Source organism: Mesorhizobium sp. P2_C7, assembly GCF_056404515.1.
In genome coordinates, this window is record NZ_JBFUDW010000007.1 from 42,516 (window position 1) to 68,733 (window position 26,218).

General features: G+C 63.3%; 23 protein-coding genes. 22 read left to right on the forward strand and 1 reads right to left on the reverse strand.

What is annotated here, in order from left to right:
• Nucleotides 1-23: 23 nt before the first annotated feature.
• Entirely contained in the window at nucleotides 24-1,649 is a 1,626-nt protein-coding gene (locus tag AC1D2G_RS15995) for an ABC transporter substrate-binding protein (RefSeq protein WP_477415590.1), read from the reverse strand.
• An 884-nt stretch (nucleotides 1,650-2,533) separates the two neighbouring features.
• Between AC1D2G_RS15995 and AC1D2G_RS16000 the strand changes: the two genes are divergently transcribed.
• The 22 genes from AC1D2G_RS16000 to AC1D2G_RS16105 all read left to right on the forward strand — a co-directional run bounded on the left by AC1D2G_RS16000 (nucleotide 2,534) and on the right by AC1D2G_RS16105 (nucleotide 26,212).
• Complete coding sequence (locus AC1D2G_RS16000) at nucleotides 2,534-3,547, forward strand: GlxA family transcriptional regulator (protein ID WP_477415194.1); 1,014 nt, start codon at nucleotides 2,534-2,536, stop codon at nucleotides 3,545-3,547.
• 428 nt (nucleotides 3,548-3,975) lie between these two features.
• Nucleotides 3,976-5,919, forward strand: a complete 1,944-nt coding sequence (ligD, locus tag AC1D2G_RS16005; RefSeq protein ID WP_477415592.1) for a DNA ligase D — start codon at nucleotides 3,976-3,978, stop codon at nucleotides 5,917-5,919.
• Between the two features lie 162 nt (nucleotides 5,920-6,081).
• Nucleotides 6,082-7,053: an ArdC family protein gene (locus AC1D2G_RS16010; protein WP_477415196.1), complete on the forward strand. Its 972-nt coding sequence runs from the start codon at nucleotides 6,082-6,084 to the stop codon at nucleotides 7,051-7,053.
• A complete protein-coding gene (locus tag AC1D2G_RS16015; RefSeq protein ID WP_477415198.1) occupies nucleotides 7,050-7,421 on the forward strand; it encodes a DUF2958 domain-containing protein in 372 nt (123 codons plus the stop codon). The genes AC1D2G_RS16010 and AC1D2G_RS16015 overlap by 4 nt, the downstream gene beginning before the upstream one ends.
• Nucleotides 7,422-7,591: 170 nt before the next feature.
• The gene (locus AC1D2G_RS16020) at nucleotides 7,592-12,358 is read left to right on the forward strand and encodes a strawberry notch-like NTP hydrolase domain-containing protein (protein WP_477415200.1); all 4,767 of its coding nucleotides are present in this window, start codon (nucleotides 7,592-7,594) and stop codon (nucleotides 12,356-12,358) included.
• Nucleotides 12,355-13,395: a DUF7146 domain-containing protein gene (locus AC1D2G_RS16025; protein WP_477415202.1), complete on the forward strand. Its 1,041-nt coding sequence runs from the start codon at nucleotides 12,355-12,357 to the stop codon at nucleotides 13,393-13,395. Before AC1D2G_RS16020 ends, AC1D2G_RS16025 begins: the two co-directional genes overlap by 4 nt.
• A gap of 340 nt (nucleotides 13,396-13,735) precedes the next feature.
• A complete protein-coding gene (locus AC1D2G_RS16030; protein WP_477415204.1) occupies nucleotides 13,736-14,662 on the forward strand; it encodes a DUF2493 domain-containing protein in 927 nt (308 codons plus the stop codon).
• Between the two features lie 59 nt (nucleotides 14,663-14,721).
• Nucleotides 14,722-15,171 carry a hypothetical protein gene (locus AC1D2G_RS16035; protein WP_477415206.1) on the forward strand — a complete coding sequence of 150 codons (450 nt, stop codon included), beginning with the start codon at nucleotides 14,722-14,724 and terminating at the stop codon, nucleotides 15,169-15,171.
• Nucleotides 15,172-15,375: 204 nt separating this feature from the next.
• A complete protein-coding gene (locus tag AC1D2G_RS16040; RefSeq protein ID WP_256754852.1) occupies nucleotides 15,376-15,543 on the forward strand; it encodes a hypothetical protein in 168 nt (55 codons plus the stop codon).
• Between the two features lie 135 nt (nucleotides 15,544-15,678).
• Complete coding sequence (locus AC1D2G_RS16045) at nucleotides 15,679-16,119, forward strand: hypothetical protein (RefSeq protein WP_477415208.1); 441 nt, start codon at nucleotides 15,679-15,681, stop codon at nucleotides 16,117-16,119.
• 622 nt (nucleotides 16,120-16,741) lie between these two features.
• Nucleotides 16,742-17,068 carry a DUF736 domain-containing protein gene (locus tag AC1D2G_RS16050; protein WP_477415209.1) on the forward strand — a complete coding sequence of 109 codons (327 nt, stop codon included), beginning with the start codon at nucleotides 16,742-16,744 and terminating at the stop codon, nucleotides 17,066-17,068.
• Nucleotides 17,069-17,245: 177 nt separating this feature from the next.
• On the forward strand, nucleotides 17,246-17,506 hold the full coding sequence (locus AC1D2G_RS16055) for a DNA -binding domain-containing protein (protein WP_112099290.1): 261 nt from the start codon (nucleotides 17,246-17,248) through the stop codon (nucleotides 17,504-17,506).
• A gap of 136 nt (nucleotides 17,507-17,642) precedes the next feature.
• A complete protein-coding gene (locus AC1D2G_RS16060) occupies nucleotides 17,643-17,891 on the forward strand; it encodes a transcriptional regulator domain-containing protein (RefSeq protein WP_082583225.1) in 249 nt (82 codons plus the stop codon).
• Nucleotides 17,863-18,408 (forward strand): DUF2285 domain-containing protein, encoded by a 546-nt coding sequence (locus AC1D2G_RS16065; protein ID WP_477415212.1) that lies wholly within the window; start codon nucleotides 17,863-17,865, stop codon nucleotides 18,406-18,408. Before AC1D2G_RS16060 ends, AC1D2G_RS16065 begins: the two co-directional genes overlap by 29 nt.
• 141 nt (nucleotides 18,409-18,549) lie before the next feature.
• Nucleotides 18,550-18,831, forward strand: coding sequence for a helix-turn-helix transcriptional regulator (locus tag AC1D2G_RS16070; RefSeq protein ID WP_008877975.1), 282 nt, complete (start codon nucleotides 18,550-18,552; stop codon nucleotides 18,829-18,831).
• Nucleotides 18,832-18,848: 17 nt separating this feature from the next.
• Nucleotides 18,849-20,009 (forward strand): replication initiator protein A, encoded by a 1,161-nt coding sequence (locus AC1D2G_RS16075; protein WP_477415214.1) that lies wholly within the window; start codon nucleotides 18,849-18,851, stop codon nucleotides 20,007-20,009.
• The gene (locus AC1D2G_RS16080; protein ID WP_477415215.1) at nucleotides 20,006-20,494 is read left to right on the forward strand and encodes a DUF2840 domain-containing protein; all 489 of its coding nucleotides are present in this window, start codon (nucleotides 20,006-20,008) and stop codon (nucleotides 20,492-20,494) included. The genes AC1D2G_RS16075 and AC1D2G_RS16080 overlap by 4 nt, the downstream gene beginning before the upstream one ends.
• Nucleotides 20,491-21,036: a S26 family signal peptidase gene (locus AC1D2G_RS16085; RefSeq protein ID WP_477415217.1), complete on the forward strand. Its 546-nt coding sequence runs from the start codon at nucleotides 20,491-20,493 to the stop codon at nucleotides 21,034-21,036. Before AC1D2G_RS16080 ends, AC1D2G_RS16085 begins: the two co-directional genes overlap by 4 nt.
• Nucleotides 21,037-21,106: 70 nt before the next feature.
• Nucleotides 21,107-21,442, forward strand: a complete 336-nt coding sequence (locus tag AC1D2G_RS16090) for a DUF736 domain-containing protein (protein WP_477415219.1) — start codon at nucleotides 21,107-21,109, stop codon at nucleotides 21,440-21,442.
• Nucleotides 21,443-21,445: 3 nt separating this feature from the next.
• Nucleotides 21,446-22,219 carry a lytic transglycosylase domain-containing protein gene (locus AC1D2G_RS16095; RefSeq protein WP_477415221.1) on the forward strand — a complete coding sequence of 258 codons (774 nt, stop codon included), beginning with the start codon at nucleotides 21,446-21,448 and terminating at the stop codon, nucleotides 22,217-22,219.
• Between the two features lie 243 nt (nucleotides 22,220-22,462).
• Nucleotides 22,463-24,202, forward strand: a complete 1,740-nt coding sequence (locus AC1D2G_RS16100; protein WP_477415223.1) for a relaxase/mobilization nuclease domain-containing protein — start codon at nucleotides 22,463-22,465, stop codon at nucleotides 24,200-24,202.
• A gap of 27 nt (nucleotides 24,203-24,229) precedes the next feature.
• A complete protein-coding gene (locus tag AC1D2G_RS16105; protein ID WP_477415225.1) occupies nucleotides 24,230-26,212 on the forward strand; it encodes a conjugal transfer protein TraG in 1,983 nt (660 codons plus the stop codon).
• The last annotated feature ends 6 nt before the right edge of the window (nucleotides 26,213-26,218 follow it).

The following is a 26,218-nucleotide window of genomic DNA, read 5'->3' on the forward strand; positions in this document are numbered from 1 at the left end:
TGTTTCGTTAGAAAAGGTCGGCTCTATTTCCAGGAAATTTCGGACAAAACCATGTTGCAGCAAGCGCTGAAACGAAGTCCCGACAAGCCCTTCTTGTAGACGAAGATGTTGTCGGGGCTAACGATCGGAAGGATGATATGATCCTCGGCCATTCCGACGGCAAGTTTGCGGAAATAGCCGTCACTTTCAGCCCCACTCGTGGCGAGAGCCTTCTGCAACAGCTCCGCGGCTTCGGGCCTGGCGAGTTTCGGATCTTTACCCGCGCCAGCCCGCTTGTACCAAGCGGTATCCTTCATCATCGAAAAATACTGGATATATTGCGCGGTCCCGAAATAATCGGGTGCATAGAAAACCGCCGTGAACGGGATCCCGTCTCCGTTTATACGCTCGCGCCAGACGGTGAACTCGATTGGCTCCAGGTTGAGCTGAACCTTTATTTCCGAAAGATCCTGCTGGATCTTCTGCATCATCAAGCTGTAGTCGACACCGTATGTGTTGACGTTTGGAAACGCGGTATCGATGGTGAACCCGTCCTCGGCACCCGCCTCCTTCATGAGCGCCTTTGCCTTCTCCACATCGTAGGAGATGGGTTCCGCACCGCCGGTTCCGGGGAAGCCTTCCGGAATGGCAGTCGCAAGGCGGCGGCCCTTGCCGTCAAGGGTCAAATCGATGATTCCATCATAGTCGATCGCGTGGGCGATCGCTTCGCGAACTTTGCTTCCCAGCGGATTGGACAGATTTTTGGCCCCGGGAGAAAGAGCGACATAGACCATGTTAAGCGAGGGCTGGGCATCAACGACGATGTCCGGATTGGTTATGCCCTTGGCCGTGGTCGGGTCCACTTGCATCGCGATGTCAGCGCTACCGCCCTCCAAGAGCTGAAGCTGGCTCACGCCACCCTTCGATTGCTGGAGGATGATCTCGGAGAGAGCGGCCGGCGTGCCCCAGAACTTGTCGTTGCGCTTCAGCCGTACCTCGTGGTTCGGGCTATATGACGCGAGGACGAACGGACCCGCGCCTGCGGAGTTGGCGAGCAGCCATTGCTCCGCAGTGTCCTTGGTAGCAGCGTCTGGTCCGGCGTCGCCACCGTGTTCCGCAACGAGCTTGGAATTGAGGATGGACAGAAAAGGCGCGGACAGAACGCTCAGGAACTCCGAGTTTGGCGCGTTGAGATCAATGACGACGGTCTGCGCGTCCGGCGTTTCGATCGATTTTATCGGATCCACAAGATATGAGGCGTTGCCTTTGACGTTTTTGAATCGCTCCAGCGTCCATTTTATGTCCTTCGCTTCCACCGGCGAGCCATCGGAAAAGAGCGCCTTCGGATTGAGCTTGAACGTGAAACGGGTCTGGTCGGCATTGACTGTCCAGCTATCCGCCAACATCGGCACGATCGTCTTGTTATCCTTGTCGAGATTCACAAGGCGCGCATAAGTGGACGTCAAATAGATCTGGCAAGTGTCGCACCACGCCCGCCCGGGATCCAAGGAATTGATATCCATATCGCGCGCGACCACCAGTGGCTTGTCTTGCGCTTGGCTCGCGCCAACACCGAAGGGCATCAGCATCGCCGCACCCGCCAGCGAGAGAGCGAGCGTATTTCTCCGAAGGATGCGAGCCGCGTGGGCACCGCTGTTCTGCATAACCATCATTGTAGCAACTCCCATTGTTACGTCTTCCGGCATTATCAGCCCTTGATATGATATATCATCGTGCATGTCTATGTTTAACGCACTGGCCGTGAAGTGATGCGAATTGTCATCTCCCATCGTATCCTGGGCTCGTTACTGAGCGCGTAGCGCGGTTCTAGGCGCAGCCCTTCAGTAGCTTGCCAGCGAATTGCGGCCCATGCATATCGCTTTGCGCCAACAACATTGCGTTTACCGCAATCCTGTTCGAGCCGACCGCGCCTGATAGGCGGTCTGGCGGTAAGGCTAGGCTTTCCTCGGCCTTCAACGCTTGACGCAGTCGGGATGCCGATTGAGGATGAACGGCGCAGCCAGGGTCTTAGCCCTGTCGATCAATGGAGCTTCGAAGGACGTGAAACACCTAAAGACGGAATCGCGGTCGGAGAAGGGCGCAATAGCTGTGCCAATGGTAATGGCCACAAGGTTTGCGCCGCTACCAATCCTCAAGTCTGCGCTCTCCCTTTTTATCAATGTGCTACGCTCGGCGGGCGATCAGAGTGGCCAAAGCCGTCGGATACGGTTCGGGTGGCGACCGCCTGGTGAACTTGGTCTTCCAATTCGCCCAAGTTGCGCCGTTGAAGTGTTCCCCATCAATCAAGTCCAAGATCCTGAAGCACGATATGGTCGTGATGGATGGAGGGCTTCCAACGAATAGGTCAAGGTCACGTTTCCAAGAGACGCTACGGCCTCATTGGAGCGGCGGGCGCGATGGGGACCTGGCAGCGCCAGCTCGCAGACGAAGGCCGATAGCGCATTACGCAATAAGGATTGCGCTTACCGCTAGTCCCCCTTAAACCATGGCACGCTGGTCAGCATTAGGGACGTTTGGATACGAGCACCGTTGGATGGAACAGAAACGGAATCGAACGTCGCCCTTTGACGCCCAGCACAGCATAGCGGTCGTCTGCATTGAGCCGTCGCTTTACGCCACGCTTCTGGCGATAGAGCCGTTTCGCGCCGCCAACCGGATGAGCAAATCGCGCCTTTTCACGATCGAATTTGTTTCTATCGACGGCCAGTGCACCAACACCAATCTCGACATCTCGATTCCCGCTACAGCTACGATCGACGCGCCGACAACTTACGACCTTGTGCTTCTGTACTCCTCGTATGCCTGGGGCGGACAAGGCAAAGCCTCGCTTTTTCGATGGCTCCGGAGGCAGGCATCTGCTGGCGCCCATCTTTGCGGATTGGACGCTGGTGGGCTGCTTCTCGCGGAAGCGGGGCTGCTCAATGGTTTCAAGGCCACGGGCCATTGGAGCACGTTGGCGTCGTTCAAGGAGCTATATCCCGAAACGGAGATCGTCGAACAGCTATTTGTCGTAGATCGAAACCGGTCGACCTGCGCGGGCCAGGCCGCCTGCCTGGACTATGCGCTCTTCATGCTGGATCGTTTTTGCGGCAGGGTTTTGCGGGATGTTGTCGCAAACGAGATGATTTACCCGTCAGTCAAAAGCGAGACAGGTCAACAACGTCAAATCATAAATGGCAACGCTTGGCATTCAAATCCTGTTCTTCTTTGTGCGCAGAAACTGATGCAAGACAACATCGAGGATCCGCTGTCGATCCAAGCCATGGCGAATGAATGCAGAATTTCCCAAAGAGAGCTTCAGCATTTATTCAGGAAGCATTTAAAAGCAAGTCCAAAGAACTACTACATTACGTTTCGACTGCAGCGCGCTAAGGAATTGCTTCTTTATAGCACGCTAAGCGTGCGGGAAACCGGATTAGCAAGCGGATTTACGTCTTCCGCGACATATTTCCGAGCTTTTCGGGCCCGCTTCAACACCAGCCCAATGCATTACCGACGCTCCTTCCAGGTGAATTCGTCCACTCCGGACGGACGCCGTCTTTATTGAACTGCCTCTGCGGATCAGCATGGTATCGACGCGCGCCTCTACGCCTTCTATGCGCATCGAGTACTGACGCGCTTTGATCACAGCCGATCGTTGATGGCTGTTGACGCCGCCTTGTGGGCGTAACAGGGAGCCAACGCCTGCTGCCGAGATCCACACGGACCGCCGCGGACGGGGACAGTCGGTCCCGCGTCCCGTCCTGCGGCCGGCGCTATGCTGACGCTCCTACGGCTGTCCCGTTCACCGCCCGCGGCGGGGGCGAATTTCCTACGTCCTGCGCGCGACAATCGCCCGTTTTACGGACGCGCGCAGGACTGCGGCTTATACGCCGTTCTTCCTTTGAGCGCCGGCGGTCGCCGGCTCGGAGATGCTTGGGCATGGAACCGAATCCCGGGCAGGGTATTGAATGGGACTATGTATCCGAGTTCCGCATGTCGGTTGTAGATGGCACTCTCAGCATCAGCAAAAGGCGCACACGGCGCAGAGACTCAGAATCTATCCCTACATATCCGCTGCCCGGGTTTCGGTCGTTCCAGCTCTGCACATTGACAGACCACATACCGGCGGGCGGGGATTGGCTCTTCGAGATGAAGTTCGACGGCTATCGTGCCCAAGTCGCCATCTCCGGCTCGAACGTCGTCGTCTATACCCGCAATGGCCACGACTGGACCCGACAGTTCAAGGTCATCCTGCCGCCGCTTCAGAGACTGACCAAAGGCGCGGTGCTGATCGATGGCGAGATCGTAGCGATCGACAGCCAGGGCCGCACGAACTTCTCCATGCTGAAAACCGGCATTGCCGCGGGTATGCCCCTCAAGTTCTACGCCTTCGATCTGCTTGAATTCGATGGCGAAGATCTGTCGAACCAGCCGCTCCTCAAGCGCAAGGCGCGACTTGAGTCGCTGCTGGGCGCGCGCCGCCCTGACGACAGCCTGCAATTCTCCAGCCACATCGTCGACCAAGGCAAAAGGGTGTTCGACGCCATGTGCGAGGGCGGCCACGAAGGCGTCATCGCCAAGCGTGCCGGCAGCTCCTACGTCGGCGAACGCACCGGGAGTTGGCTCAAGATCAAGTGCACGAAGCGACAGGAATTCGTCGTCGGCGGCTATCGACCAAGTGACACAGGACATGGCATGGCCTCGCTAATCCTCGGCACTTACGACAATGGCAAGCTCATCTATCGCGGCCGCGTCGGCACGGGGTTCACCGCGGCGACGCGCAAGGACATCCTCGCGAAGCTCGAGACACGCCGTGTTGAGAAACCGGCTTTCGCCTCCGTTCCGCGAGACATTGCCCGCCGTGCCCGATGGGTGAGGCCCGAGCTTGTTGCCGAGGTCACCTATGCCGAAGTGACATCGGACGGCAGCTTGCGGCATCCAAGCTTTAAGGGCATGCGCGAAGACAAGCGAGCTGACCAGGTGGTGATGGAAATGCGGAAGACGCCGGCAACTCTTGGCTCCGCCAATCTCGATCCGGGAATCGGCAAGGACATCGCCGCTGCTGTCGGCGTCAAGCTGACGCATCCGGACAAGGTCATGTATCCCGGGACCAAGGTGACCAAGGCCACGCTCGCCGCCTACTACGCCATGGTCACCGAGAAGATGCTGCCGCACATCCAGGATCGGCCGCTTTCGCTGGTGCGCGATACCGACGGCGACCTGCAACAGACCTTTTTTCAGAAGCACAGACTGCCCGGCATGCCCAAGGCCATCCATGACGGCCAGTTGGAGAAGATGTCCGGTAAGGAAAGCCGCATCTTGTGGGTCGATGACTTGGCCGGGCTGATCGCAGGCGTCCAGCTGAACGTGCTCGAATTCCACATCTGGGGAAGCCTGCGCCAGCAGCCGGATCTGCCACACCGCATGATCTTCGACATCGACCCCGACGAGGGCTTGGGCTTCACTGCTGTCAAGCAGGCAGCCCTCGACATTCGGGGCATCCTGGAAGCGCTTGGACTGCGGTCGTGGCCGTTGCTGTCCGGCGGCAAGGGCGTTCATGTGGTCGTGCCGCTCGTCCCGGAAGCAGGTTGGGACGAGGTCAAGAGCTTCTGCCAAGACTTCGCCGAACTACTGGCCCGTACAGATCCGTCGCGCTTCGTCGCCAACATGAGCAAGGCGAAGCGCAAGGGCCGAATGTTTCTCGATTACCTACGCAACGGCCAGGGCTCCACTGCAATCTGTCCCTGGTCCACTCGGGCACGCGCGGGGGCGGGGTGCGCGGTGCCCGTCAGCTGGGAGGAGTTGCCATCCTGCGAAAGCGCCAACTGTTTCGATGTTTTCGCCGCCGCCGCGCGCGCTCAGCTGCCGGAAGCCTGGGAAGGCTATTTCGACGTCGAACAAACGCTTACCGAGCGCATCCGCCACGCAGTCCGGTAGGAATAAGCATTTGGCGCGGACCGCCTTTGCCCAAAATTCGAGAGCGTCCCCCTTCTGCGGGAGGCCCCCGCAACGCCGTCTAGAGTGAGAGTACGGACCGGTTTGCCGTGACGGGTTGAGAGCTGGAGGAGAGGCCTCCGGCGCCCGTCGCGGAGAACCGCGATGTCCAGACATTACGCTCGCGCCGGCGCCGACCGGTCAAGCCTATATGACGATATCACCAGCAAGATCATCGCCGAACTGGAAGCAGGGCGCTTTCCCTGGGTGCAGCCCTGGGGCACGGCGGCGGCGCAAGCGCCCATTGCTATGCCGGCCAATGCCGCGACAGGCCGCGCCTATTCCGGAATCAACGTGCTGATCCTGTGGGGTGCGGTCGTCGAGCATGGCTTTCCCATCCAGGGCTGGCTGACTTTCCGCCAGGCGCTATTGCTGGGCGGCCATGTCCGCAAGGGCGAACACGGCACCACCGTCGTCTATGCTGACCGCTTCATCCCTGACGACGCGAAGAATCGCGCTCGGGAAACCGGCGAGGCGGCACAGGCCATACCGTTCCTGAAACGCTTCATTGTGTTCAACGTAGCGCAATGCGAAAATCTGCCCGACGATCTGGCCGCGGCTCCGCCTGCACCGGAACCCGGACTGATCGAGCCTACAGTCGAGACGCTGATCAAGGCGACAGGTATCGACTTCCGCATCGGTGGCAGCAGTGCCTATTATGTGCCGGCGCAGGACTACGTGCGGGTGCCGCCCCCGCAGGCCTATTTCGAGACCATCGACTGGCACCGCACCGCCCTGCATGAGCTTGGGCATGCGACCGGCCATGCCTCCCGCGTCGGCCGCGACCTCGGAGGCGCCTTCGGCACCAAGAGATATGCTTTCGAGGAACTGGTCGCCGAGATGAACGCAGCCTTCTGCTGCGCCTCGCTTGGCATCGTACCAACCGTGCGCCACGCCGATTACCTGGCCTCCTGGCTCGAGGTCCTGCGCGAAGACAACCGCGCCATCGTTCGTGCCGCCTCCCAGGCCAGCAAGGCGGCCGACTGGCTGCTTGCCTTCCTGCCGCAACCTGACGGTGCGGCCAAGGCAGGCCCGGTAGACGTTGATGAGGCCGAGATCGACAGGAGGGCGGCATGATCCTCCTCACCGACGAACTGCGCGAGCGGCTGCTCGCCAATGGCCGCGAGCGCAACGCCGATCACGCACCGGTCGTGAAGTTCTTCAATCCCCTCGGCGAAGGAACCTGGCTCGCGACGGAGCTGGGTGCCGATGGCGACGCCATGTTCGGTCTCGCCGATCTCGGCTATCCCGAGTTGGGCAGTTTCTCACTCCTCGAGATGACGTCGGTCCGGCTGCCCTTCGGCATGGGCATCGAGCGCGACATTCTCTTTGCCACCGACCTGCCGATTTCGGCCTGGGCAGAGGCGGCCCGCCGGGCCGGAAGCATTCGCGACGCCGAACGCGTCCTCTACCCGGCCGCCCAGTCTGGTCGGGAGGGCGCGTGAGATCTCGGCTCGAAATCCGCAAGGCCGCAGATGCGCAAAGCGTGTCTGCGGCCTTGTGTCCCTTCAGCTCCGCGTGCGGCGCAGTCCTCAGAGTGAGAGGGCTGCGTCTTCCTTTGTGACGGGTTTGGAGGTCGAGAGAGTCTCAGCCGCCCGTCGCGGAGATAGTCCACATGGTTACGCCCAAGCAGAAGATCACCCTCAACGCCTCGCGTGATATCCCCTTCAACAAGCTGATGCTGAGCCAATCCAATGTCCGGCGCATCAAGCGCGGGGAAACGATCGAGGACCTTGCCGCCTCGATCGCACGGCGTGGCCTGCTCCAGAGCCTCAACGTCCGGCCAGTGTTGGATGGCGAGGGCAACGAGACCGGCATGTTTGAGGTGCCGGCTGGCGGGCGCCGCTATCGCGCGCTGGAACTGCTGGTCAAGCAGAAGCGCATGATCAAGACCGAGCCAGTTCCCTGCGTCGTCACCAACGCCGACAGTGAGGTCCCGATCGAGGAGGATTCACTTGCCGAGAATTTTCAGCGCGAAGATTTACATCCGTTGGACATGTTTCGCGCCTTTCAGACCCTGCACGACCAAGGCGCCAGCCACGAGGACATTGCGGCACGCTTCTTCGTGTCCGCTACCTTTGTCCAGCAGCGCCTGCGACTCGCAAAGGTTTCGCCCAAGCTGCACGAGGTCTACGAGCAGGAGGGCATGCAGCTCGAGCAGCTCATGGCCTTTACCGTGACCGACGACCACGCCCGCCAGGAGCAGGTCTGGGAGGCGCTCGAAAACTCCTGGTCAAAGGAGCCGCACCTGATCCGGCGCCTTTTGACGGAAACCACGGTGCGCGCGACCGATCGCCGTGCGCTGTTCGTTGGTGTCGACGCGTATGTCGCTGCTGCCGGCGTGGTGCTGCGCGACCTGTTCGAGGCCGACAATGGCGGCTGGCTGCAGGAACCCGCTCTGCTCGACCGCCTGGTCCGCGACAAGCTGAAGTCGATCGCCGAGGAGATCGCGGCGGAGGGCTGGAAGTGGATCGTGGTCGATGTCGATCTGCCTTATGGCCATAATCACGGTCTGCGGGCACTGGCCGGCACCCCCGTCAATCTGACCGACGCGGAGCGTGCGGAACGCGAAGCCCTGCGCGCGGAGTACGATCGGCTGCAAGCCGAGTATGGCGAATCTGACGAACTCCCCGACGAGGTCGATCAGCGTCTCGGCGAGATCGAGTCTGCGCTTGAGGCCTTCAAGAGCCGGCCGATGAACTACGATCCCGCCGATATCGGCCGCGCCGGTGCCTTCATCAGCATCGACCGTGCCGGGGACCTGGTCGTCGATCGCGGATATGTGCGCCCCGAGGACGAAGCGATGCAAGCGGTCGACGACGACGCCGCCGAGCCCGACGGTGCGACCGAGAGCGAGGAGGGCAGGGACGATCCTTCGGTTCGCCGCGCCACCATCACCATCGGCGCGCAAACGTCCGAGCCCGATGAGGATGACGGCGACGCCATCAAGCCGCTGCCCGAACGCCTGGTGATCGAGCTCACCGCGCATCGCTTCGCGGATGCTCCCGGCATCGCTCCGGATGCGGCGACGCTCCTCGCGTGGATTGAGGAGCGCCTTCCCGCGCGGCCGCCGGTCGTGATGGCCGCCGTTTCCAGCGCGGCATCGGCGGTCGCCGCACCCCGCACCGTGCACGGCTCTCTCACACGCGCGGCGAGAACCACGCCACGCATGTCGATCGCCGAACCGGAAGCCATCGACCTCGCCTATGAGGCTGTCGACTGGCAGGCAGCCGAGGACGGCCAGATCAGCGACGCCATCTATGAGGCCTACGGGCTTCAGGCGATCCGCATCCCCGGCTCTCGGGCTCACCCCACCCAGCTCGTTCAATCGGCGGCCATGGCCTCGGTGGCGCCACCCAAGCCCAGCTACCGGCCGCGCCTGCCGAAGAACGTCCTTGACCTGCTCTCGGACGCGCAACTCGAGACCGTCATCTATGCCGGCGAGGCTCACGCCGAGTATCTCGCCGGCGCCTGGACGCTCGACGATACCTTTGACGTGGTTAGCGCCGCGGCCGATGCCACCGCAGGGGCCGTGCGCTTCCGGCAAGGCTTCATGATCGGCGACGGTACGGGTGTAGGCAAGGGCCGCGAGTCCGCCGCCGTCATTCTCGACAACTGGATGCAGGGCCGGCGCAAGGCGGTCTGGATCTCCAAGTCCGACAAGCTCATCGAGGATGCGCAACGCGACTGGTCCGCACTAGGCATGGAGCGCCTTTTGATCACACCGCTCTCCCGCTTCCCGCAGGGCAAGCCGGTCACGCACGCGGAAGGCATCCTATTCACCACCTATGCCACGCTGCGCTCCGACGATCGCGGCGAGAAGGTTTCGCGGGTCAAACAAATCGTCGAATGGTTGGGCCCGGATTTTGATGGAGCCATCATCTTCGACGAAGCGCACGCCATGCAGAACGCCGCCGGCGGCAAGGGCGAACGCGGCGACGCCGGCCCCTCGCAGCAGGGCCGCGCCGGCCTGAGGCTGCAGCACGCCCTGCCGAATGCCCGCATCGTCTATGTCTCGGCCACCGGAGCCACTACCGTTCACAATCTCGCCTATGCCCAGCGGCTCGGCCTCTGGGGCGGCGAGCATTTTCCATTCTCGACCCGCGCCGAGTTCGTCGAGGCGATCGAGGCCGGCGGCGTCGCGGCGATGGAAGTGCTGGCACGAGACCTCAGGGCACTCGGCCTCTATACGGCCCGCTCGCTCTCTTGCAACGGCGTCGAATACGAACTGCTCGAGCATGAGCTGACGCCCGAACAGGTCCGCATCTATGACGCGTACGCTGGGGCCTTCGGCGTCATCCATAACAATCTCGATGCGGCGATGCGGGCGGCCAATATCACCGGCAGCACCGGCACGCTCAATGCCCAGGCCAAGTCGGCCGCGCGCAGCGCCTTTGAAAGCGCCAAGCAGCGCTTCTTCGGTCATTTGTTGACCAGCATGAAGACGCCGACCCTGATCCGCTCCATCACCCGCGATCTGGAGGAGGGCCATGCGGCCGTTGTCCAGATCGTCTCGACGGGCGAGGCGCTCATGGAACGGCGGCTGGCCGAGCTGCCGACTGAGGAATGGAACGACGTTCGAGTCGACATCACGCCGCGCGAATACGTCCTCGACTATCTTGCCCATTCCTTCCCGGTGCAGCTCTATGAGCCCTTCACCGACTCCGATGGCAATCTGTCGTCGCGCCCGGTCTACCGCGATGGCCAGCCCGTCGAGAGCCGCGAGGCGGTCGCCCGGCGCGACGAGCTGATCGCCAAACTCGCCAGCTTGACGCCTGTCCCCGGCGCACTCGACCAGATCGTCCAGGATTTCGGGGTGGGCATCGTGGCCGAGGTCACCGGTCGCTCGCGCCGCATTGTCCGCAAGGGCGAGCGCCTTGTCGTTGAAAACCGTGCCGGGTCAGCCAACCTCGCCGAGACGCAGGCCTTCATGGATGACCAGAAGCGCGTTCTGGTTTTTTCGGACGCGGGCGGAACGGGGAGGAGCTACCACGCCGAACTCTCGGCCCGGAACACGCGGCTGCGTGTGCATTATCTGCTCGAAGCCGGCTGGAAGGCCGACACCGCCATTCAGGGCCTGGGCCGCACGCATCGCACCAATCAGGCGCAGCCGCCACTCTTCCGGCCGATCTCGACCAATGTGAAGGCGGAAAAGCGCTTCCTCTCGACGATCGCGCGAAGGCTCGATACGCTGGGGGCAATCACGCGCGGCCAGCGCCAGACCGGCGGCCAGGGCCTGTTCCGGCCAGAGGACAATCTGGAAAGCCACTATGCCCGCGATGCGCTACGGCAACTCTATCTGCTGATCGTACGCGGCAAGGTCGAGGGCTGCTCGCTCGAGCGGTTCGAGGCGGCGACTGGTCTCAAGCTGATGGATGCCAATGGCATCAAGGACGAGTTGCCGCCGATCACCACCTTCCTCAATCGTCTGCTCGCATTGACCATTGCGCTGCAGGGCGTGCTGTTCGGTGCCTTCGAGCAACTGCTGGCGGCGCGCATCGAGGGCGCGATCGCGTCAGGCACTTACGATGCCGGGCTGGAGACCCTGCAGGCCGAAAACTTCGTCGTCACCGATCGGCAGGTGATCTACACCCATCCGCGCACTGGCGCCGAAAGCCGCCTGCTCACGATCACCGAACGCAAGCGCAATCGGCCCGTCACGCTCAATGCGGCGCTCGATCAACTCCGCGATCCGCGTGCCTTACTGCTCATCAACGAGCAATCGGGCCGCGCCGCCGTGCAGATACCGACCCCGAGCGTCATGCTCGACGATGGCGAGGTCGAGCGACGTGTTCGCCTGATCCGGCCGATGGAAGGCCAGAACATGCCGCTCAAGGCCATGGGCGAAACACACTGGGTCGAGGCCGACCGCGAGGCGTTCATAACTGCCTGGACGGCCGAAATCGCCGGTGTGCCGGAGTTTTCGGACTCGGTCTTGCACATGGTCACCGGCCTGCTGCTGCCGATCTGGAAGCGCCTGCCCAACGAGTCGACCCGCGTTTATCGACTTCGGACCGACGGGGGCGAGCGCCTCATCGGCCGCCGCGTCTCGCCGGCATGGGTCGCCAACGCGTCTGCGACGAATGTGGTTGCGCTGTCGCCGGAGCAGGCGTTTGCGGCTCTGATGGACGGCCGGACCATCCTCGATCTTGCCGAGGATCTCCAGCTTCGCCGCAGCCGCGTCATGGGCGCATGGCGCATCGAATTGTCCGGCTTCACCGACACGATGCGCGAGCGCCTCACCGCCTACGGTCTCTTCCACGAGATCATTTCGTGGAAGCTCAGGATGTTCGTGCCGATCGACGGCAACGGGCTCGCCGTGCTGGAGCGCGTGCTCGACCGCTTCCCAATCGATCGGGTCAGTGAGCGGGAGGCTGCATGATTCCGCGTCACGATGCATCCGACCTCGCACACCGCCTCGGCGAATATGCCGAGGCGGTGTGCCGCCACTACCTCTCCAATGGCCGTCGCCAGGGCAACTATTGGACCGTCGGCGACGTCCGCAATGCGCCGGGTCGCTCGATGTTCGTGCGTCTGCAGCCATCCCCGAAGGGACCGCCAGGCAAATGGACCGACGCCGCTACCGGCGAGCATGGCGACCTACTCGATGTCATCCGCCAATCCCTCGGACTGGTCGATTTCAAGGAGGTAGCCGACGAGGCACGCGCCTTCCTCGCCATGCCGGATGTAGAGTCCGATCCACGGCCGACGACGAAGCCACCTCCCGCTCGCGCCGGTTCTGGGGAAGCAGCCCGACGTCTTGTCGCCATGTCGAAGCCCATCATCGGCACCGTCGTGGAAACGTATTTGCGTGGACGTGGCATCACGACTTTGCACGGAACCACAGCCTTGCAGTTCCATCCACACTGCTACTACCGGCCCGACGATCATGGACCGACCGAGACCTGGCCGGCGATGATTGCCGCCGTTACCGATCTGGACGGGCTTCTGACCGGCGCGCACCGCACTTGGCTCACACCGGACGGCGCCGGCAAGGCACCCATCGACACGCCGCGTAGGGCAATGGGTGACCTTCTCGGTCACGCCGTCCGCTTCGGCGTACCTGGCAGCGTCATGGCGGCAGGCGAAGGCATCGAGACGACGCTATCGCTCAGATGCGCCTTGCCCGACATGGCGATGGCGGCAGCTCTCTCGGCGGCTCATCTCGCCGCCATCCTGTTCCCGCCGAACCTGCAGCGGCTCTATGTCATCCGCGACAAAGATCCGGCCGGTGACGGTGCCCGCGACAGCCTGCTCGAGCGCGCGATCGACGCCGGGATCGAGGCGATCGTTCTTTCGCCGTTCATGGAGGATTTCAACGAAGATCTCCGCCATTTCGGACTTGCCACCTTCCGCGCCTCGATTGCGGACCAGCTCATGCGCAGGGATCGCATCCGCTATCTGACATGGGCGGCGTGAGCCGGGAAGGGAAGCGCGCGGCGCACGGTGTGGCCGCATCGCATGGATGGGAGCCCGCCGGTAGGGAACCGCGACCCGGCCTTCGAGAGGGCGATCGGCCCACAATCGGGCCGGCCAGGCAATGGCGGCGGCCGACTATTTTCCGGCGGCGCGCGACTGCTCGCGAATGGCAGCGATTGGTCGCGACGCCTTTCCATCGCGAGGCAAAATAGCCTTCCTCCGCCATCCTCCGCTACGCTCCGGCCCTCCGCTACGCTGCGGGTGTCGGACCGTCCCGCCCGTGGGCTCTCGTCGCCATGAAGGCCGCGAGGGTCGCGGTCAAACCGACGGGAGCATCCCCATGAGCGAGCACGACGACATTGAACCGCACCACGCCGCCTCTCCAACCGATCACCTCCTCACCGAACTCCAGCTCTATGGCTGGCGCCCATTTGCCGACGAGCCCGATCCGCGACCGCTCCCCGGTGGCGACCACGCGGCCGGAGCCGTCGCCGACATCTTTGACGCCCTCATCGCCACCCTGGCCGACACGCGCCTCGAACCCGACCTCGATGACCTGCTCTGGTCCGTCACCAATGTCTTCCACCGAGCTGTACAACGGATCGAGCGGCAACTGGACGACAACGAGCAGGCCCAGCGGGGACTGCAGCGCGAACAGGACGGCAGCGAGATCAAGGCGGTCGAACTCGAGACACTCACCGCCCAAGGCCAGACCATGATCGAACGGCGCGACGCCTTCGAGCTCATGCGTGACCAAGCCGCCGACCACTACGATCAGTACACCGGCTCGGCCTGGCGACCGCGCACCGGGTCGATGGTCAACCACCACCATCTCACCGCCGCAATGATCGATAGCCGCGACTTCCTCGCGGCCAGGCGGCGCGCCGAAACCGAGGTCATGTTACCCGCCGGCCCCAAGATCGCCTTCTCCGGCGGCGATACCGCCGATCACGAGCTGATCTGGGCAAAGCTCGACCAAATCCGCGCCAAGCACCCCGACATGGTGCTGATGCACGGCGGATCACAGAAAGGCGCCGAAAAGATCGCCGCCCGCTGGTCCGATCATCGCACGGTGCCGCAGGTCGCCTTCAAGCCCGACTGGAGCAAACATGCCAAGGCCGCTCCCTTCAAGCGCAATGACCAGATGTTGGCGGTCATGCCAATCGGCGTCATCATCTTTCCGGGCACCGGCATTCAGGAGAATCTCGCGGACAAGGCCCGCAAGCTCGGCATTCCGGTCTATCGGCTCGGCAACGGCGGCGCATAAGCGCCGTCGGAACCCAAGCGCCCCTATAAAAGACTGGGAGGTCCGGCATCCTTCAAGCCATGTCGCTCGTATCCTTTCCCGACGCACCGGACATCGCGCTTGCCGACACCTTCTTGCGCAATGCCGCCGCCCACCTCGATGGCGCTGACTGGGCGGCGGATATAGGCAGGCACAATGCGGCCCTTCACGCCATCGCCATCGCCATTGAATTGCTCCTGAAGTCGCATCTTCTCAGGGTCGCGACCGATGATCGCTGGAACCGCCGCCATATCGGGCACGATCTCGACAAGGCGGCTCTTTACGCCGAGAGAGCTGGATTAGGTCTGCCACCGCGACTGCACAGCGTCATCGTCCAGCTTCATACTCATTTTCAGCGTGGCGGCTTCCAACGGGATCCATCGCGATCATGGCCGTCCGGTCTTTCGCTCGACGCCCGCCACATCGCGCGGCAGCTTTCTCAGGCTCTCCTGGAGCAAAAGCGTCGCGCCGACGACTCCCGCTGCTCCTGACTTGAAGATGACCACACCCCGCGATCCATTGCGCTGATCCTTGGTCCGGTCGACGGCCTGACGCCATCAACCCGCAAGGGGTCGGACTACGCGAAGCGTGCCGCCGCTCCAGCTTCGCCTTCGCGGTGATCGCGGCCATCGGCCGAACACATCGGGCGCCTGTCAGCGGGGGAGGGTCCTCCGCTTCAAACAGGAGCCGGATCGATGTCCTTCGCCGACGCACATGCCTTCGCCTTCAGCCTCGCCGCCACTCTCATGGTCACCATCGTCATCTTTCGTGCTGGCGACGGCACTCTCTCGGTCGTGCCGTCGAACGAGTATGACGGCGACGACACCGCCATCATCGGCGAAATCGACCCGTTCGCCCCATGACGGGGCGGACATCGCGCCTGGCGATGCAAGAACACCGGCGGGTTTCGCCCGTGCTTTTCCTTTGCTACGCTGTGCACTGCGCCAGGTGGTGGTGGAAGGCGCAATCGCTAGAGCTGTTCTTTCGGAGACACCACCATGATCATCCTCGGCATTCTCCTTTGCATCGCGGCCATCGGCATCTTGTGCTGGTTGCTGTTCACGCTTGCTATCGTCGCCCTTCCGTTGTTCGTCGGCGTCAACGCAACTACATGGGCATTCAACACCGGTGCCGGCTGGTTTGGCGCGATCCTTGTCGGCATCCTCGCAACCGGGTTGACGCTCGGCGTCGGCCAAATCCTCCTCGGCGTTATCAGACCCATGTGGGCGAAGCTGGCGATCGCAATGGTCTTCGTCGCTCCCGCGATCGTTGCCGGCTACCATGCCACTCATGGCATCGCGAAGCACATGATGCCTTCGGAAACCTGGCAGATCGTCTTTTCCGCCATTGGCGCGGTCGCCGTCGGCGTCACGGCGTTTCTCCGGGTCGCGGGCATGGCCGCCGGCGACCAATCCGGTAGGGGCATGGTTCGAGCTTAAACCCGCGCGAGCGAGGCGGATGGACCAGAGCGATGAAGGCTTGGCCTCCTTGTCATCGGTGGTTGGAGCACTCGGGATGCATGCCAAGGATCGAGCAACGGCCACGCTCCACGCCGGCGCGGCCTCGTTTGTGGACTTGGACTTTCTTCGGTCGACGCCGCAAGGCAGGCCGACAAGTCGGTGGCAGGATGGCAGCGCGGCCGGTGGCTGCGGCGTTGGAGGTGCGTGGGGTTCCCGGCGCCTGGAATGCGTGGACGACGCCAGTGAACTCGTAGCGATCTGCTGGAGGTGCGTTGGACGCCAACGTCTCCGTTGCCAATCTGTCCCAAGAGCGCTCCAAACGGCCTCTTCAATGGGCTGATCTGGCCGAAGGACGGCTGAAGCCTCGACCGCCTAGGCCGCAACGCCGCGTCTCTACTTTCTTCCCCTGCCGGCTCCCACCCCATGCCGCAAGCGCATGGGGACCCCGAGCGCCGCCATTCCTCGCGAGACAAGAAAGTCGTTCTTGCGCCGTCCTCCGCGTTGCTCCGGTCGCAAGCGATGCGTCGTCGGCCGCCTCCGGCCAAGTGATCGCCATCGAGGCCGCATGGTGCGGGCTCGGAACAGAAAACGGAGACTTACAATGGCTACCATCGGCACCTTCAAGAAGTCCGCCTCGAACGAGTTCACCGGCGAAATCGTCACCCTCAGCGTCCTGGCCAAGAACGTGCGCATCGTCCCAGACAACCGCGCCACCGGCGAGAACGCTCCCAGCCACCGGGTGCTGGTAGGCCGCGCCGAGATCGGGGCCGCCTGGTCGAAGACCTCCAACGAAGGCCGCGATTACCTGGGTCTCAAGCTCGACGATCCGAGCTTCAACGCCCCGATCTACGCCAACCTCTTCGACGACGAGGAAGGTGAGGGTTTCTCGCTCATCTGGTCCCGCCCGAACGCGCGGCGGGGTGACTAAGGACCCGCGCAGGCCCCGGCCGGAAGGCCGGGGCCTTTTTTCGCGGACGTCCGGGTCGGTTCACTCAAGCCGAGAGCGATGCTGAAACCGCATCGCCTGATGCCGATCAACCATCCTCCGTCGGCGCTGTTGTTTCTATAAAATACAGGCTTTCACTCTGTGGAGACGAGGCAAGCGATGATCGAGCCGTTTGACGAAACCGCGCCGACCAGTGACGAACTCACCGAATACGATCGGGAACACGTCAAGCTCTATGTGCGCCTGCTCGACGCCGCCGACGACGGCGCGGACTGGCGCGAGGTGGTCGAAATTCTCTTCGGCATTGATCTGACGAAGGAGCCACAACGCGCCCGGCGAATCCATGACAGCCATCTGGCGCGAGCGCGCTGGATGGCGCGTGCTGGCTACCGCCATCTTTTGCGTCAACCAGGCAGCTAGCACCACCGCTCCTGTCGTTCCCGGGTGATGCCGTTTCGGCATCACCCGATGCCCGGCGAGGGTCTTCCACCAATCGCTACAACCCGGAATTGTTTTGAGGCGGGGTCTACGCGTTTCTTGCGTGAGGAGCTCTTGGATGAGGCCGGATACGTCGCATTGGCGAGACAATGCCAGCTATGATTATTTCGATACATTGCCCGTCGAAGGGCTCGCCTGGGAGTGTCTGCGGCGTCACGAACCCTATCAACGGCACTATCAGGCGCTCCTGACCACCAGGGCCGAAAAAGCACCCTTCCACTTTGAGACACAGCGGCTGTGGGGGTTGCGATTTCCCGGCCAGGCCGGATTTGTCCGCCTTGGCGCAAGACGTTCTGTGGTCGCCTGACGTCGATCCAGCTGTGGTTTCTCTCGTGCCGGCGCCGGAATTCCTGTCGTCGTTGCGATCGGCGCCTTTGACCGGTCTTGGGGCGGTCCACGACAGCCCGGAAGGACGTCACATCGTCCACAGTGCAGGCGTCGCGACCCAACTTCTCCTTCTGCCGGGCAGTGATCCGCACGGCCACGTGGCGGCGCTGATCCCCTTGGATGCAGAAACGTTGGGACGGATCGAAGCACTCACCCGTTTCTGGCGTTCCTTGCAGGGGCGCCCAACGGCTTCGGACACGCGTATGACCCCACAGCAGCGCCGCCGGTTTCGTCTGATGATGCAGGCCGCTGACGGCCGTGCGAACGGCGCGAGCTACCGCGACATTGCGGTTGCTTTCTATGGACACATGCGCATCGCCGCCGATCCTTGGAAGACCTCGGCGTTGCGCGATGCGGTGATCGGCCTGGTCGAAGGCGCCACCGCCATGATCGGCGGCGGCTATTTGCAGATCCTGCGTCATCGCCGTCGACCGTAGCGGTTCTGGCTCCGGACGAGGGGGTGGGATTTTAGCCTCCCTCAACTTCCCCATCCCTTGCGAAGCCCACTCTCCGCCACCGTGGTCGCCGTCCACCGCTGAACGCCAGCGGCTGCCCAAAACCCCACGGAGGTCCGACCCATGCGACCCGATATCGCCGTTTTGCCGCCGCGCTTCCTGCGCACCAAGGAAGCCGCGGATTTCCTCAGCCTGTCCGCCCGCACGCTCGAAAAGCACCGTACCTATGGCACTGGTCCTTCCTACCGCAAGCTCGGCGGCCGTGTCGTCTATGCCGTCGACGACCTTCAGGCTTGGGCCGAACGCGGCGCTGTCACCTCTACATCCGACCCGCGGGGATCGGTCCTGCCGGCCAAGCGTCACACGTCGACGCCGCCGGCGCACGGCGGACGATACGCACGCTGACCGCGCGCGGATTTCAAATGGTTTCGCGAAACCAATCCCTTTCGGAGCGCGGGCAACTCGACCTGTTCCGGGCGCTGCCTGGCGACTTCGCTCCACGAGACGCGCAGGATCTCATGGCCTATCCGTTCTTCTCCCTTTCCAAGACCCATCGCGTCACCCCGATCGATTTTGCCGCGGGCAACGTCACGATCCGGGTCGAAGCCGTAACCGATCATGGGATGGCGACCATCTGGGACGCCGACATCCTGATCTGGGCCGCGAGCCAGATCGTCGAGGCGCGCGACACCGGGCTTCGTACCTCGCGCCTGATGGCCGCCGCGCCCTATGAGATCCTCACCTTCGTCGGCCGCGGCAAGAGCCTGCGCGACTATCAACGCCTGAAGGCGGCGCTTGACCGGCTGCAGTCGACTACCGTCTCGACGACCATCCGTCAGCCTGCCGAGGGCAGGCGTCACCGGTTCTCATGGATCAACGAGTGGCAGGAGCGCATCGATCGCCATGGTAAACCCGCGGGGATCGAGTTGATCGTCCCCGACTGGTTCTACCAGGCAGTCCTCGATGACGCACTCGTGCTGACGATCGATCGCGCCTATTTTGACCTGACTGGCGGGCTGGAGCGCTGGCTCTATCGGCTGGTGCGCAAGCATGGCGGACGCCAGCGCGACGGCTGGCGCTTCGACTTCCGTCACCTTCACCAGAAATCCGGCAGCCTGTCGCCCCACAAGCGCTTTGCCTTCGAGCTGCGCGACATCATCCGCCGCCAGCCGCTGCCCGGCTACACGCTCTTCCTCGAAGTGGAGATGGGCGGCCGGACGCTGCTCGCCTTCGAGCGGATCGCCTCCGGTGGAAGGCCTGTGGACAGCCTCGTGCTATCGGGAACCGGACCTATCGTGCCATCGGGAACCGCAGGCACGTGCTATCAGGAACCTAAACGGGGCCTAACCCTTGGAAAGCAAAGCCGAAATCGCGCCCTTAACTTAGAGTCTAACCCAGAGTCTAACTTTGAAGCGCGCGCGCGTGATGTGCAAAGGGTCGTCCGACGAACCAGCGACGCACTCAGCATAGACACCGAAAAGGCCTCAAATGCGCGACCGGTTTCTGACGGCAGCAGCACGGCAACCGGCGTCTCCGAAGCCCCGAATCCGCCTCTTAATCCGTGCTCGGGAGCCACCCGATGAGCGCCGCCACGCACCACGCTCGCGACGAACTCGTCCATGTCGAACTGACCTGGGTCGAGAAGAAAATTGAGAACTGGATACGCTTCGGCACCCACGCCCAGGAACAGATCGTTGATCGTCGCCGGCGCATCCTGTCCTATCGCCCCGGCGCGGTCTTCGCCTTTGTGCGCTGGGCGGCGAACGACTTCGGAACGATCATCTCACGCATCGATATCGTGCGTGCGGTCGCGCGTGGCGAAGCCTATCAGACACTGCCCTTCGTGCGCCCCGGCGGCGACATCCTTCTGAAGGTCGAGAGCTGGCCCAAGGTGGAACGCGTGCTGCAGGCGATCGACGCCATCCAGCGCCTCGACATCGAGCCTGAGTTGGTGTCGCCCGATCATTGGCGGCACATCCACAACCGGATAACCGCCGGCCACGCGCCGCGCAGCTACACACTCGACCAACATCGCGCCTTCCTGCTGCGCAAAAGGACCGAGCCGTGACGCGCGCCGGGATCATCCTCGCTAGCGTTCTCGCAACCATGGGCGTCGGCTATCCCGGCCTCACTTCGATGCCCACGAAGCTCATCTGGAATGCGTCAGCCAGCGCACCGATCGGCTTCTACGCGATCGACGTCGACGGACCCTTCGAGGTCACCGATCTTGTGGCCGTCGACGCGCCCGAGCCACTCGCCGCGTTCCTCGCTGATCGCGGCTATCTGCCGAGGGGCGTGCCACTCATGAAGCGCATCCTTGGCGTTGCCGGGCAACGTGTCTGTCGCTCGAACCTCACCATCACCGTCGATGGCGTCGAGGCGGGCGCGGCGCTCGAGCGTGATCGGACAGGCCGTGACCTGCCTGTCTGGCAGGGCTGCCGCCGCATCCCCGCCGGCGAAGTCTTCCTGATGAACCGGCAGGTCCGCGACAGCCTTGACGGCCGTTACTTCGGCCTCCTCGCAACCAGCCAAATCATCGGCCGCGCCGTCCCGCTGTGGACGGACGAAACCGGCGATGGCCGCTTCGAATGGCGCGCGTCAACGCGGTGAGCGCGCGACCGGCGGCGCGCGTCGCGCCGCCAGCCTTCATCACCGCACCACTCCAAAACAGGAGCCTGACATGCAACAGATCGGGGAATTTACGCGCCAGAAGACTGGCTATAGCGGGCGCATCCACACGCTCAGCCTCAACCTGGATATCGCAATCGTGGCGGCAGAGGCGAGCGAAACGGAGAATGCGCCTGACTACCGCGTTCACGCTGGAAGCGAGGACGGCCCCGAGATTGGCGCCGGCTGGAAACGCTCCAGCGAAAAGGCCGGAGACTATGTCTCGATCCAGCTCGACGACCCGACCCTCGCGCAGCCGATACGCGCGAACCTCTTTCGCAATGGCGACGACAAGACGTCCTGGTCGCTGCACTGGGCGCGTCCGCGCGACCGCAGCGAGAAGGATTGAACGATGCGCGCTCGCCGTCCGTCGACGAGCCATCGCGGTGCGCCTGGGCCGCTTCGTGCTGCCCGGCGCATGGCTCTGCTCCTCCTTTGCGGCCTGTCCGTTGCGACCGTCATGCCGGCGCCGACCTTGGCGCAGGAAACACCTCTCACACGATCGTCGCAGCGCGAACCTTTTGGCGCGCACATCATCGAAGCCTCGCATCGCTTCGGCGTTCCGACTGCGTTGATACGCGCCGTCATGCGCAAGGAGAGTAGGGGCGACGTGCGCGCCGTCTCCAGCGCCGGCGCCCGCGGCTTGATGCAGATCATGCCCGGCACATGGGATGATCTGCGTGCCCGCTGGTCGCTCGGCCACGATCCATTCGATCCCCGTGACAACATCCTGGCCGGAACGGCGTATCTGCGCGAACTGCACGATCGCTTCGGCTCGCCGGGGTTTCTGGCCGCCTACAACGCGGGACCTGCACGCTACCAAGCCTACCTCGCCGGGCGTCCGTTACCGGCCGAGACCCGCGCCTATGTCGCAGCACTTGCCCCACTGATCGGTGAAAGCGAGGGTATGCGCCCTTTCGCAGTCGCGTCTGTCGAGGCCATTCCCTGGAAGCACGGCTCGCTCTTCGTGGGTCAGTCGGATCGCATACAAGCTGTCGCTCTCGTGCCGACCGAGCGCCCAGAAAATGACGTGAGCTCCGCGCCCAGCGTGCGCGATGTCTCCGCCATCGTGCCGCTGTCCGGAGGCCTCTTCGTGGCGCGAGCCGGCGAAGGGATCCAGCCATGAGCGCGCATGGGCGTTTTCGCGCAGCCGCAAGCTCCAGCGCACCGTGGCGTGGATGGGGGCGGGAGGGGTGCAAAACAACCGGAAGATGGCGAGATAAAAGGCCGCGAGGTGCGGCGTCGGTCGGTTGTGTTGTTTCAATAGGTTATGCAGCATTTCCACGAGGTGCGAAGATTTGGCGCACCGCGCCAGAACACCGATCTGCCTGTGATTTCCGTGGCTTGACACGATGTGCGGATCTTCGCCATGAACGGTGAGGATGGTTTCCGAATCCGGCCCGGCCGCATTCGCTCGCCCCGCGCCCAGCGGGCGAGGCCCTTCATCGCGCAGGCGCTTGCTGCCGCCCAGAAGGCCGGTGCCCATATCTCTCGCTCCGGCCGGATCAGTCCGGGCAATCGCTCGAGCTTCGGGCGTGGCCGCTCGGCGAGCGTGCGCGCGAATCGCATCCTCACCGGCCGCTCGCGAGCCGTGATCATCAAGACACGCCTTGTGCGCCATCACGCGCGCAGCGCCCCGCTTGCCGCCCATCTCGCCTATCTGCGTCGCGAAGGCGTCACCCTTGACGGGGAGAAGGCAAGGCTGTTCGGGCCGGAAGGCGGGGAGGTGGATGGCGGTGCTTTTGCCGAGCGGTGCGGCGACGATCGGCACCACTTCCGCTTCATTGTCTCGCCGGAAGACGCCGTCGACATGGCGGATCTCAAATCTTTCGCCCGCGACCTGATGGGCCAGATGGAAAAGGACCTCGGCACGAAGCTCGATTGGGCGGGCGTCGATCACTGGAACACCGACAACCCCCACCTCCACATCATCCTGCGCGGCCACGCCGATGACGGGCAGGATCTCGTGATCTCGCGCGACTACATCAAGGAGGGGATGCGCGCCCGTGCGGCCGATCTTGTTACCCAGGAGCTCGGCCCGCGCAGCGATCTCGACATCCATCGCAATCTGCAGCGCCAGGTCGAAGCCGAGCGCTGGACCCAGCTTGACCGGCAGCTTGTTCGCGACGGGCGCGACCGAGGCGTCATCGACCTTGCCACCGCCGCGAACGCCCAGTCCGACGAGTATCAGGTGCTGAAAGTCGGGCGGGTGCGCAAGCTCGAAACCCTTGGCCTTGCCGAACAGGTCGGACCGGGCCAGTGGATCATCGACGACAAGGCCGAGGCGACGCTGCGCGAGCTTGGCGAACGCGGCGATATCATCAAGCGGATGCACCGCGCCCTGACCGAACAGGGTATCGAGCGCGGCGCGGCGAGTTATGTGCTGGCAGCGGAGCGTCTCGACACGCCGATCGTCGGTCGGCTGGTCGACCGCGGTCTCGATGATGAGCTGAAGGGCAGCGCCTACGCCGTGGTCGATGGCACCGACGGCCGCACCCATCACATCAAGCTATCCGATCTGGATGCAGCGGGCGACAGCGCTCCGGGTTCGATCGTCGAACTGCGCAAGTTCCATGACGCGCAGGGACATGGGCGCGCAGCACTTGCTGTCCGTTCCGACCTCGACATTGAGCAGCAAACGACCGCCGCCGGCGCAACCTGGCTTGACCGCCAGAATATCGCCCGCCAACCGATTGCACTCTCGGAAGGCGGGTTCGGCGCCGAGGTGCGGCAGGCAATGCAACGCCGCGCCGACCATCTCGTCGAAGAGGGCCTCGGCGAGCGGCATGGCCAACGCGTCAGCTTCACGCCCAACCTGATCGACACGCTGCGTCGCCGCGAGCTGGAGGCGCTCGGGCAAAAAATCTCCGCTGAGACCGGCCAGCCCTTCAATCGCGCCCGCGGCGGCGACTACGTCACCGGTTCCTACCGGCAACGTTTCATACTCGCGTCGGGCCGTTTCGCCATGATCGATGATGGCCTCGGTTTCCAACTGGTGCCTTGGACGCCATCCCTGGAAAAGCATCTTGGCCGCCACGTCTCTGGCGTCGCTCGCAATGACGACGGCATCGACTGGAGTTTTGGCCGCAAGCGAGGCCTCGGCCTCTAACCTCATGTTGAAGAAAGGACCGCTTCCATGTCCGCCACCAAGATACTCTGGGGCCAGATCCTCGCTGTGTTGGCGATCGTACTGTTCACGACCTGGGGCGCGACGGAGTGGGTGGCCTGGCGCCTGGCATTCCAGCCCGAGCTCGGCAGGCCATGGTTCCATGTCCTCGGCTTTCCGTTTTACCTTCCGCCGTCCTTCTTCTGGTGGTGGTATGGCTTTGATGCCTACGCGCCGTCGATCTTCGTGGAGGGAGCCTTTATCGCGGCGTCGGGCGGTTTCGCCTGCGTCGTCGTCGCCATAGGCATGTCGGTCTGGCGAGCCCGCGAGGCCAAGAAGGTCGAGACCTACGGCTCCGCCCGCTGGGCCGACAAGCAGGAGGTCAAGGCAACTGGCCTTCTCGGCTCCGATGGCGTGGTGCTTGGGCGATATGACGGTGCCTATCTGCGCCACGACGGACCGGAGCACGTGTTGTGCTTCGCGCCCACACGTTCGGGCAAGGGCATCGGCCTTGTCGTCCCGTCGCTGCTGACCTGGCCGAGCTCAGCCGTCGTCCACGACATCAAGGGCGAGAACTGGCAGCTCACCGCGGGCTTCCGCGCCAGGCATGGCCGCGTCCTGCTGTTTGATCCGACCAATCCGAAATCCTCCTCCTACAATCCGCTGCTCGAGGTGCGCCGCGGCGAATGGGAAGTCCGCGACGTGCAAAACATCGCTGACATCCTGGTCGATCCCGAAGGCTCGCTCGAGCGGCGAAACCATTGGGAGAAAACCAGCCATGCCCTTCTGGTCGGAGCGATCCTGCATGTCCTCTACGCCGAGCCGGACAAGACGCTTGCCGGCGTCGCCGGCTTCCTCTCCGATCCAAAGCGCCCGATCGAATCGACGCTGTCCGCGATGATGAAAACGGCGCATCTGGGTGAGGGCGGTGCGCATCCGGTCATCGCCAGCGCCGCCCGAGAACTCTTGAACAAATCCGACAACGAGCGCTCTGGCGTGCTCTCGACCGCCATGTCGTTCCTTGGCCTCTATCGCGATCCTGTGGTGGCAGAGGTGACCCGCCGCTGCGACTGGCGCATCACCGACCTCGTCGACGACAAGCGTCCGACGACACTCTACCTCGTCGTGCCGCCGTCCGACATCAACCGGACGAAGCCGCTTATTCGCCTGATCCTCAATCAGATCGGTCGCCGCCTGACGGAAGATCTCCAGGTGAGGGCGCAGGGGCATCGGCTGCTCCTGATGCTCGACGAGTTCCCGGCGCTTGGCCGTCTCGACTTCTTCGAGTCGGCGCTCGCCTTCATGGCCGGCTACGGGCTGAAAAGCTTCCTGATCGCTCAATCCCTCAATCAGATCGAGAGGGCGTACGGCGCCAACAACTCAATCCTCGACAACTGCCACGTCCGGGTAAGCTTTGCCACCAACGACGAGCGCACCGCCAAGCGCGTGTCCGATGCGCTMGGAACAGCGACCGAGATGAGGGCCATGAGGAACTATGCCGGCCACCGGCTGTCGCCATGGCTCGCTCATCTCATGGTTTCCCGCTCGGAGACGGCTCGCCCGCTGCTCACGCCTGGTGAAGTGATGCAACTGCCGGCCACCGACGAGATTGTCATGGTCTCGGGTGCGCCGCCGATCCGCGCCAAAAAGGCGCGCTATCATGAGGATGCACGCTTCAACGAGCGTATCTTGCCACCTCCGGCGTTGGTGGCGGCTGTGGAGGGGAGACCGAACGACTGGACCAGCCTGCCTCTGCCTTCCCATCCCCGGATTGTCGAAGCCAGGTCGGCGCCGTCGGCCGGGGATGAGGATCAAACTGATTCCGAACGTCGTCGGCAACCTGAGCTCAGTCGCGTCGAGCCGGTCGTGAAGCCATCGACCCAGAACGAATTCGAGATCGATCACCTGGACGACGTGGACGACGATGTTGCCCGCAATCGTCGATTGACGCGCCTCATGCAAGGCATTGCGCGGCAGGCCTCCCTCGACCCTGGCGACGGTGTGGATATGTGAGGCTCC

Coding starts and splice junctions, on each gene's coding strand:
- AC1D2G_RS16075 (WP_477415214.1), top strand. CDS start 18,849: ATGGTTTCGCGAAACCAATCCCTTTCGGAGCGCGGGCAACTCGACCTG.
- AC1D2G_RS16050 (WP_477415209.1), top strand. CDS start 16,742: ATGGCTACCATCGGCACCTTCAAGAAGTCCGCCTCGAACGAGTTCACC.
- AC1D2G_RS15995 (WP_477415590.1), bottom strand. CDS start 1,649: ATGGTTATGCAGAACAGCGGTGCCCACGCGGCTCGCATCCTTCGGAGA.
- AC1D2G_RS16055 (WP_112099290.1), top strand. CDS start 17,246: ATGATCGAGCCGTTTGACGAAACCGCGCCGACCAGTGACGAACTCACC.
- ligD (WP_477415592.1), top strand. CDS start 3,976: ATGTCGGTTGTAGATGGCACTCTCAGCATCAGCAAAAGGCGCACACGG.
- AC1D2G_RS16060 (WP_082583225.1), top strand. CDS start 17,643: ATGAGGCCGGATACGTCGCATTGGCGAGACAATGCCAGCTATGATTAT.
- AC1D2G_RS16010 (WP_477415196.1), top strand. CDS start 6,082: ATGTCCAGACATTACGCTCGCGCCGGCGCCGACCGGTCAAGCCTATAT.
- AC1D2G_RS16045 (WP_477415208.1), top strand. CDS start 15,679: ATGATCATCCTCGGCATTCTCCTTTGCATCGCGGCCATCGGCATCTTG.
- AC1D2G_RS16095 (WP_477415221.1), top strand. CDS start 21,446: ATGCGCGCTCGCCGTCCGTCGACGAGCCATCGCGGTGCGCCTGGGCCG.
- AC1D2G_RS16020 (WP_477415200.1), top strand. CDS start 7,592: ATGGTTACGCCCAAGCAGAAGATCACCCTCAACGCCTCGCGTGATATC.
- AC1D2G_RS16100 (WP_477415223.1), top strand. CDS start 22,463: ATGAACGGTGAGGATGGTTTCCGAATCCGGCCCGGCCGCATTCGCTCG.
- AC1D2G_RS16090 (WP_477415219.1), top strand. CDS start 21,107: ATGCAACAGATCGGGGAATTTACGCGCCAGAAGACTGGCTATAGCGGG.
- AC1D2G_RS16030 (WP_477415204.1), top strand. CDS start 13,736: ATGAGCGAGCACGACGACATTGAACCGCACCACGCCGCCTCTCCAACC.
- AC1D2G_RS16035 (WP_477415206.1), top strand. CDS start 14,722: ATGTCGCTCGTATCCTTTCCCGACGCACCGGACATCGCGCTTGCCGAC.
- AC1D2G_RS16080 (WP_477415215.1), top strand. CDS start 20,006: ATGAGCGCCGCCACGCACCACGCTCGCGACGAACTCGTCCATGTCGAA.
- AC1D2G_RS16070 (WP_008877975.1), top strand. CDS start 18,550: ATGCGACCCGATATCGCCGTTTTGCCGCCGCGCTTCCTGCGCACCAAG.
- AC1D2G_RS16015 (WP_477415198.1), top strand. CDS start 7,050: ATGATCCTCCTCACCGACGAACTGCGCGAGCGGCTGCTCGCCAATGGC.
- AC1D2G_RS16025 (WP_477415202.1), top strand. CDS start 12,355: ATGATTCCGCGTCACGATGCATCCGACCTCGCACACCGCCTCGGCGAA.
- AC1D2G_RS16000 (WP_477415194.1), top strand. CDS start 2,534: ATGGAACAGAAACGGAATCGAACGTCGCCCTTTGACGCCCAGCACAGC.
- AC1D2G_RS16040 (WP_256754852.1), top strand. CDS start 15,376: ATGTCCTTCGCCGACGCACATGCCTTCGCCTTCAGCCTCGCCGCCACT.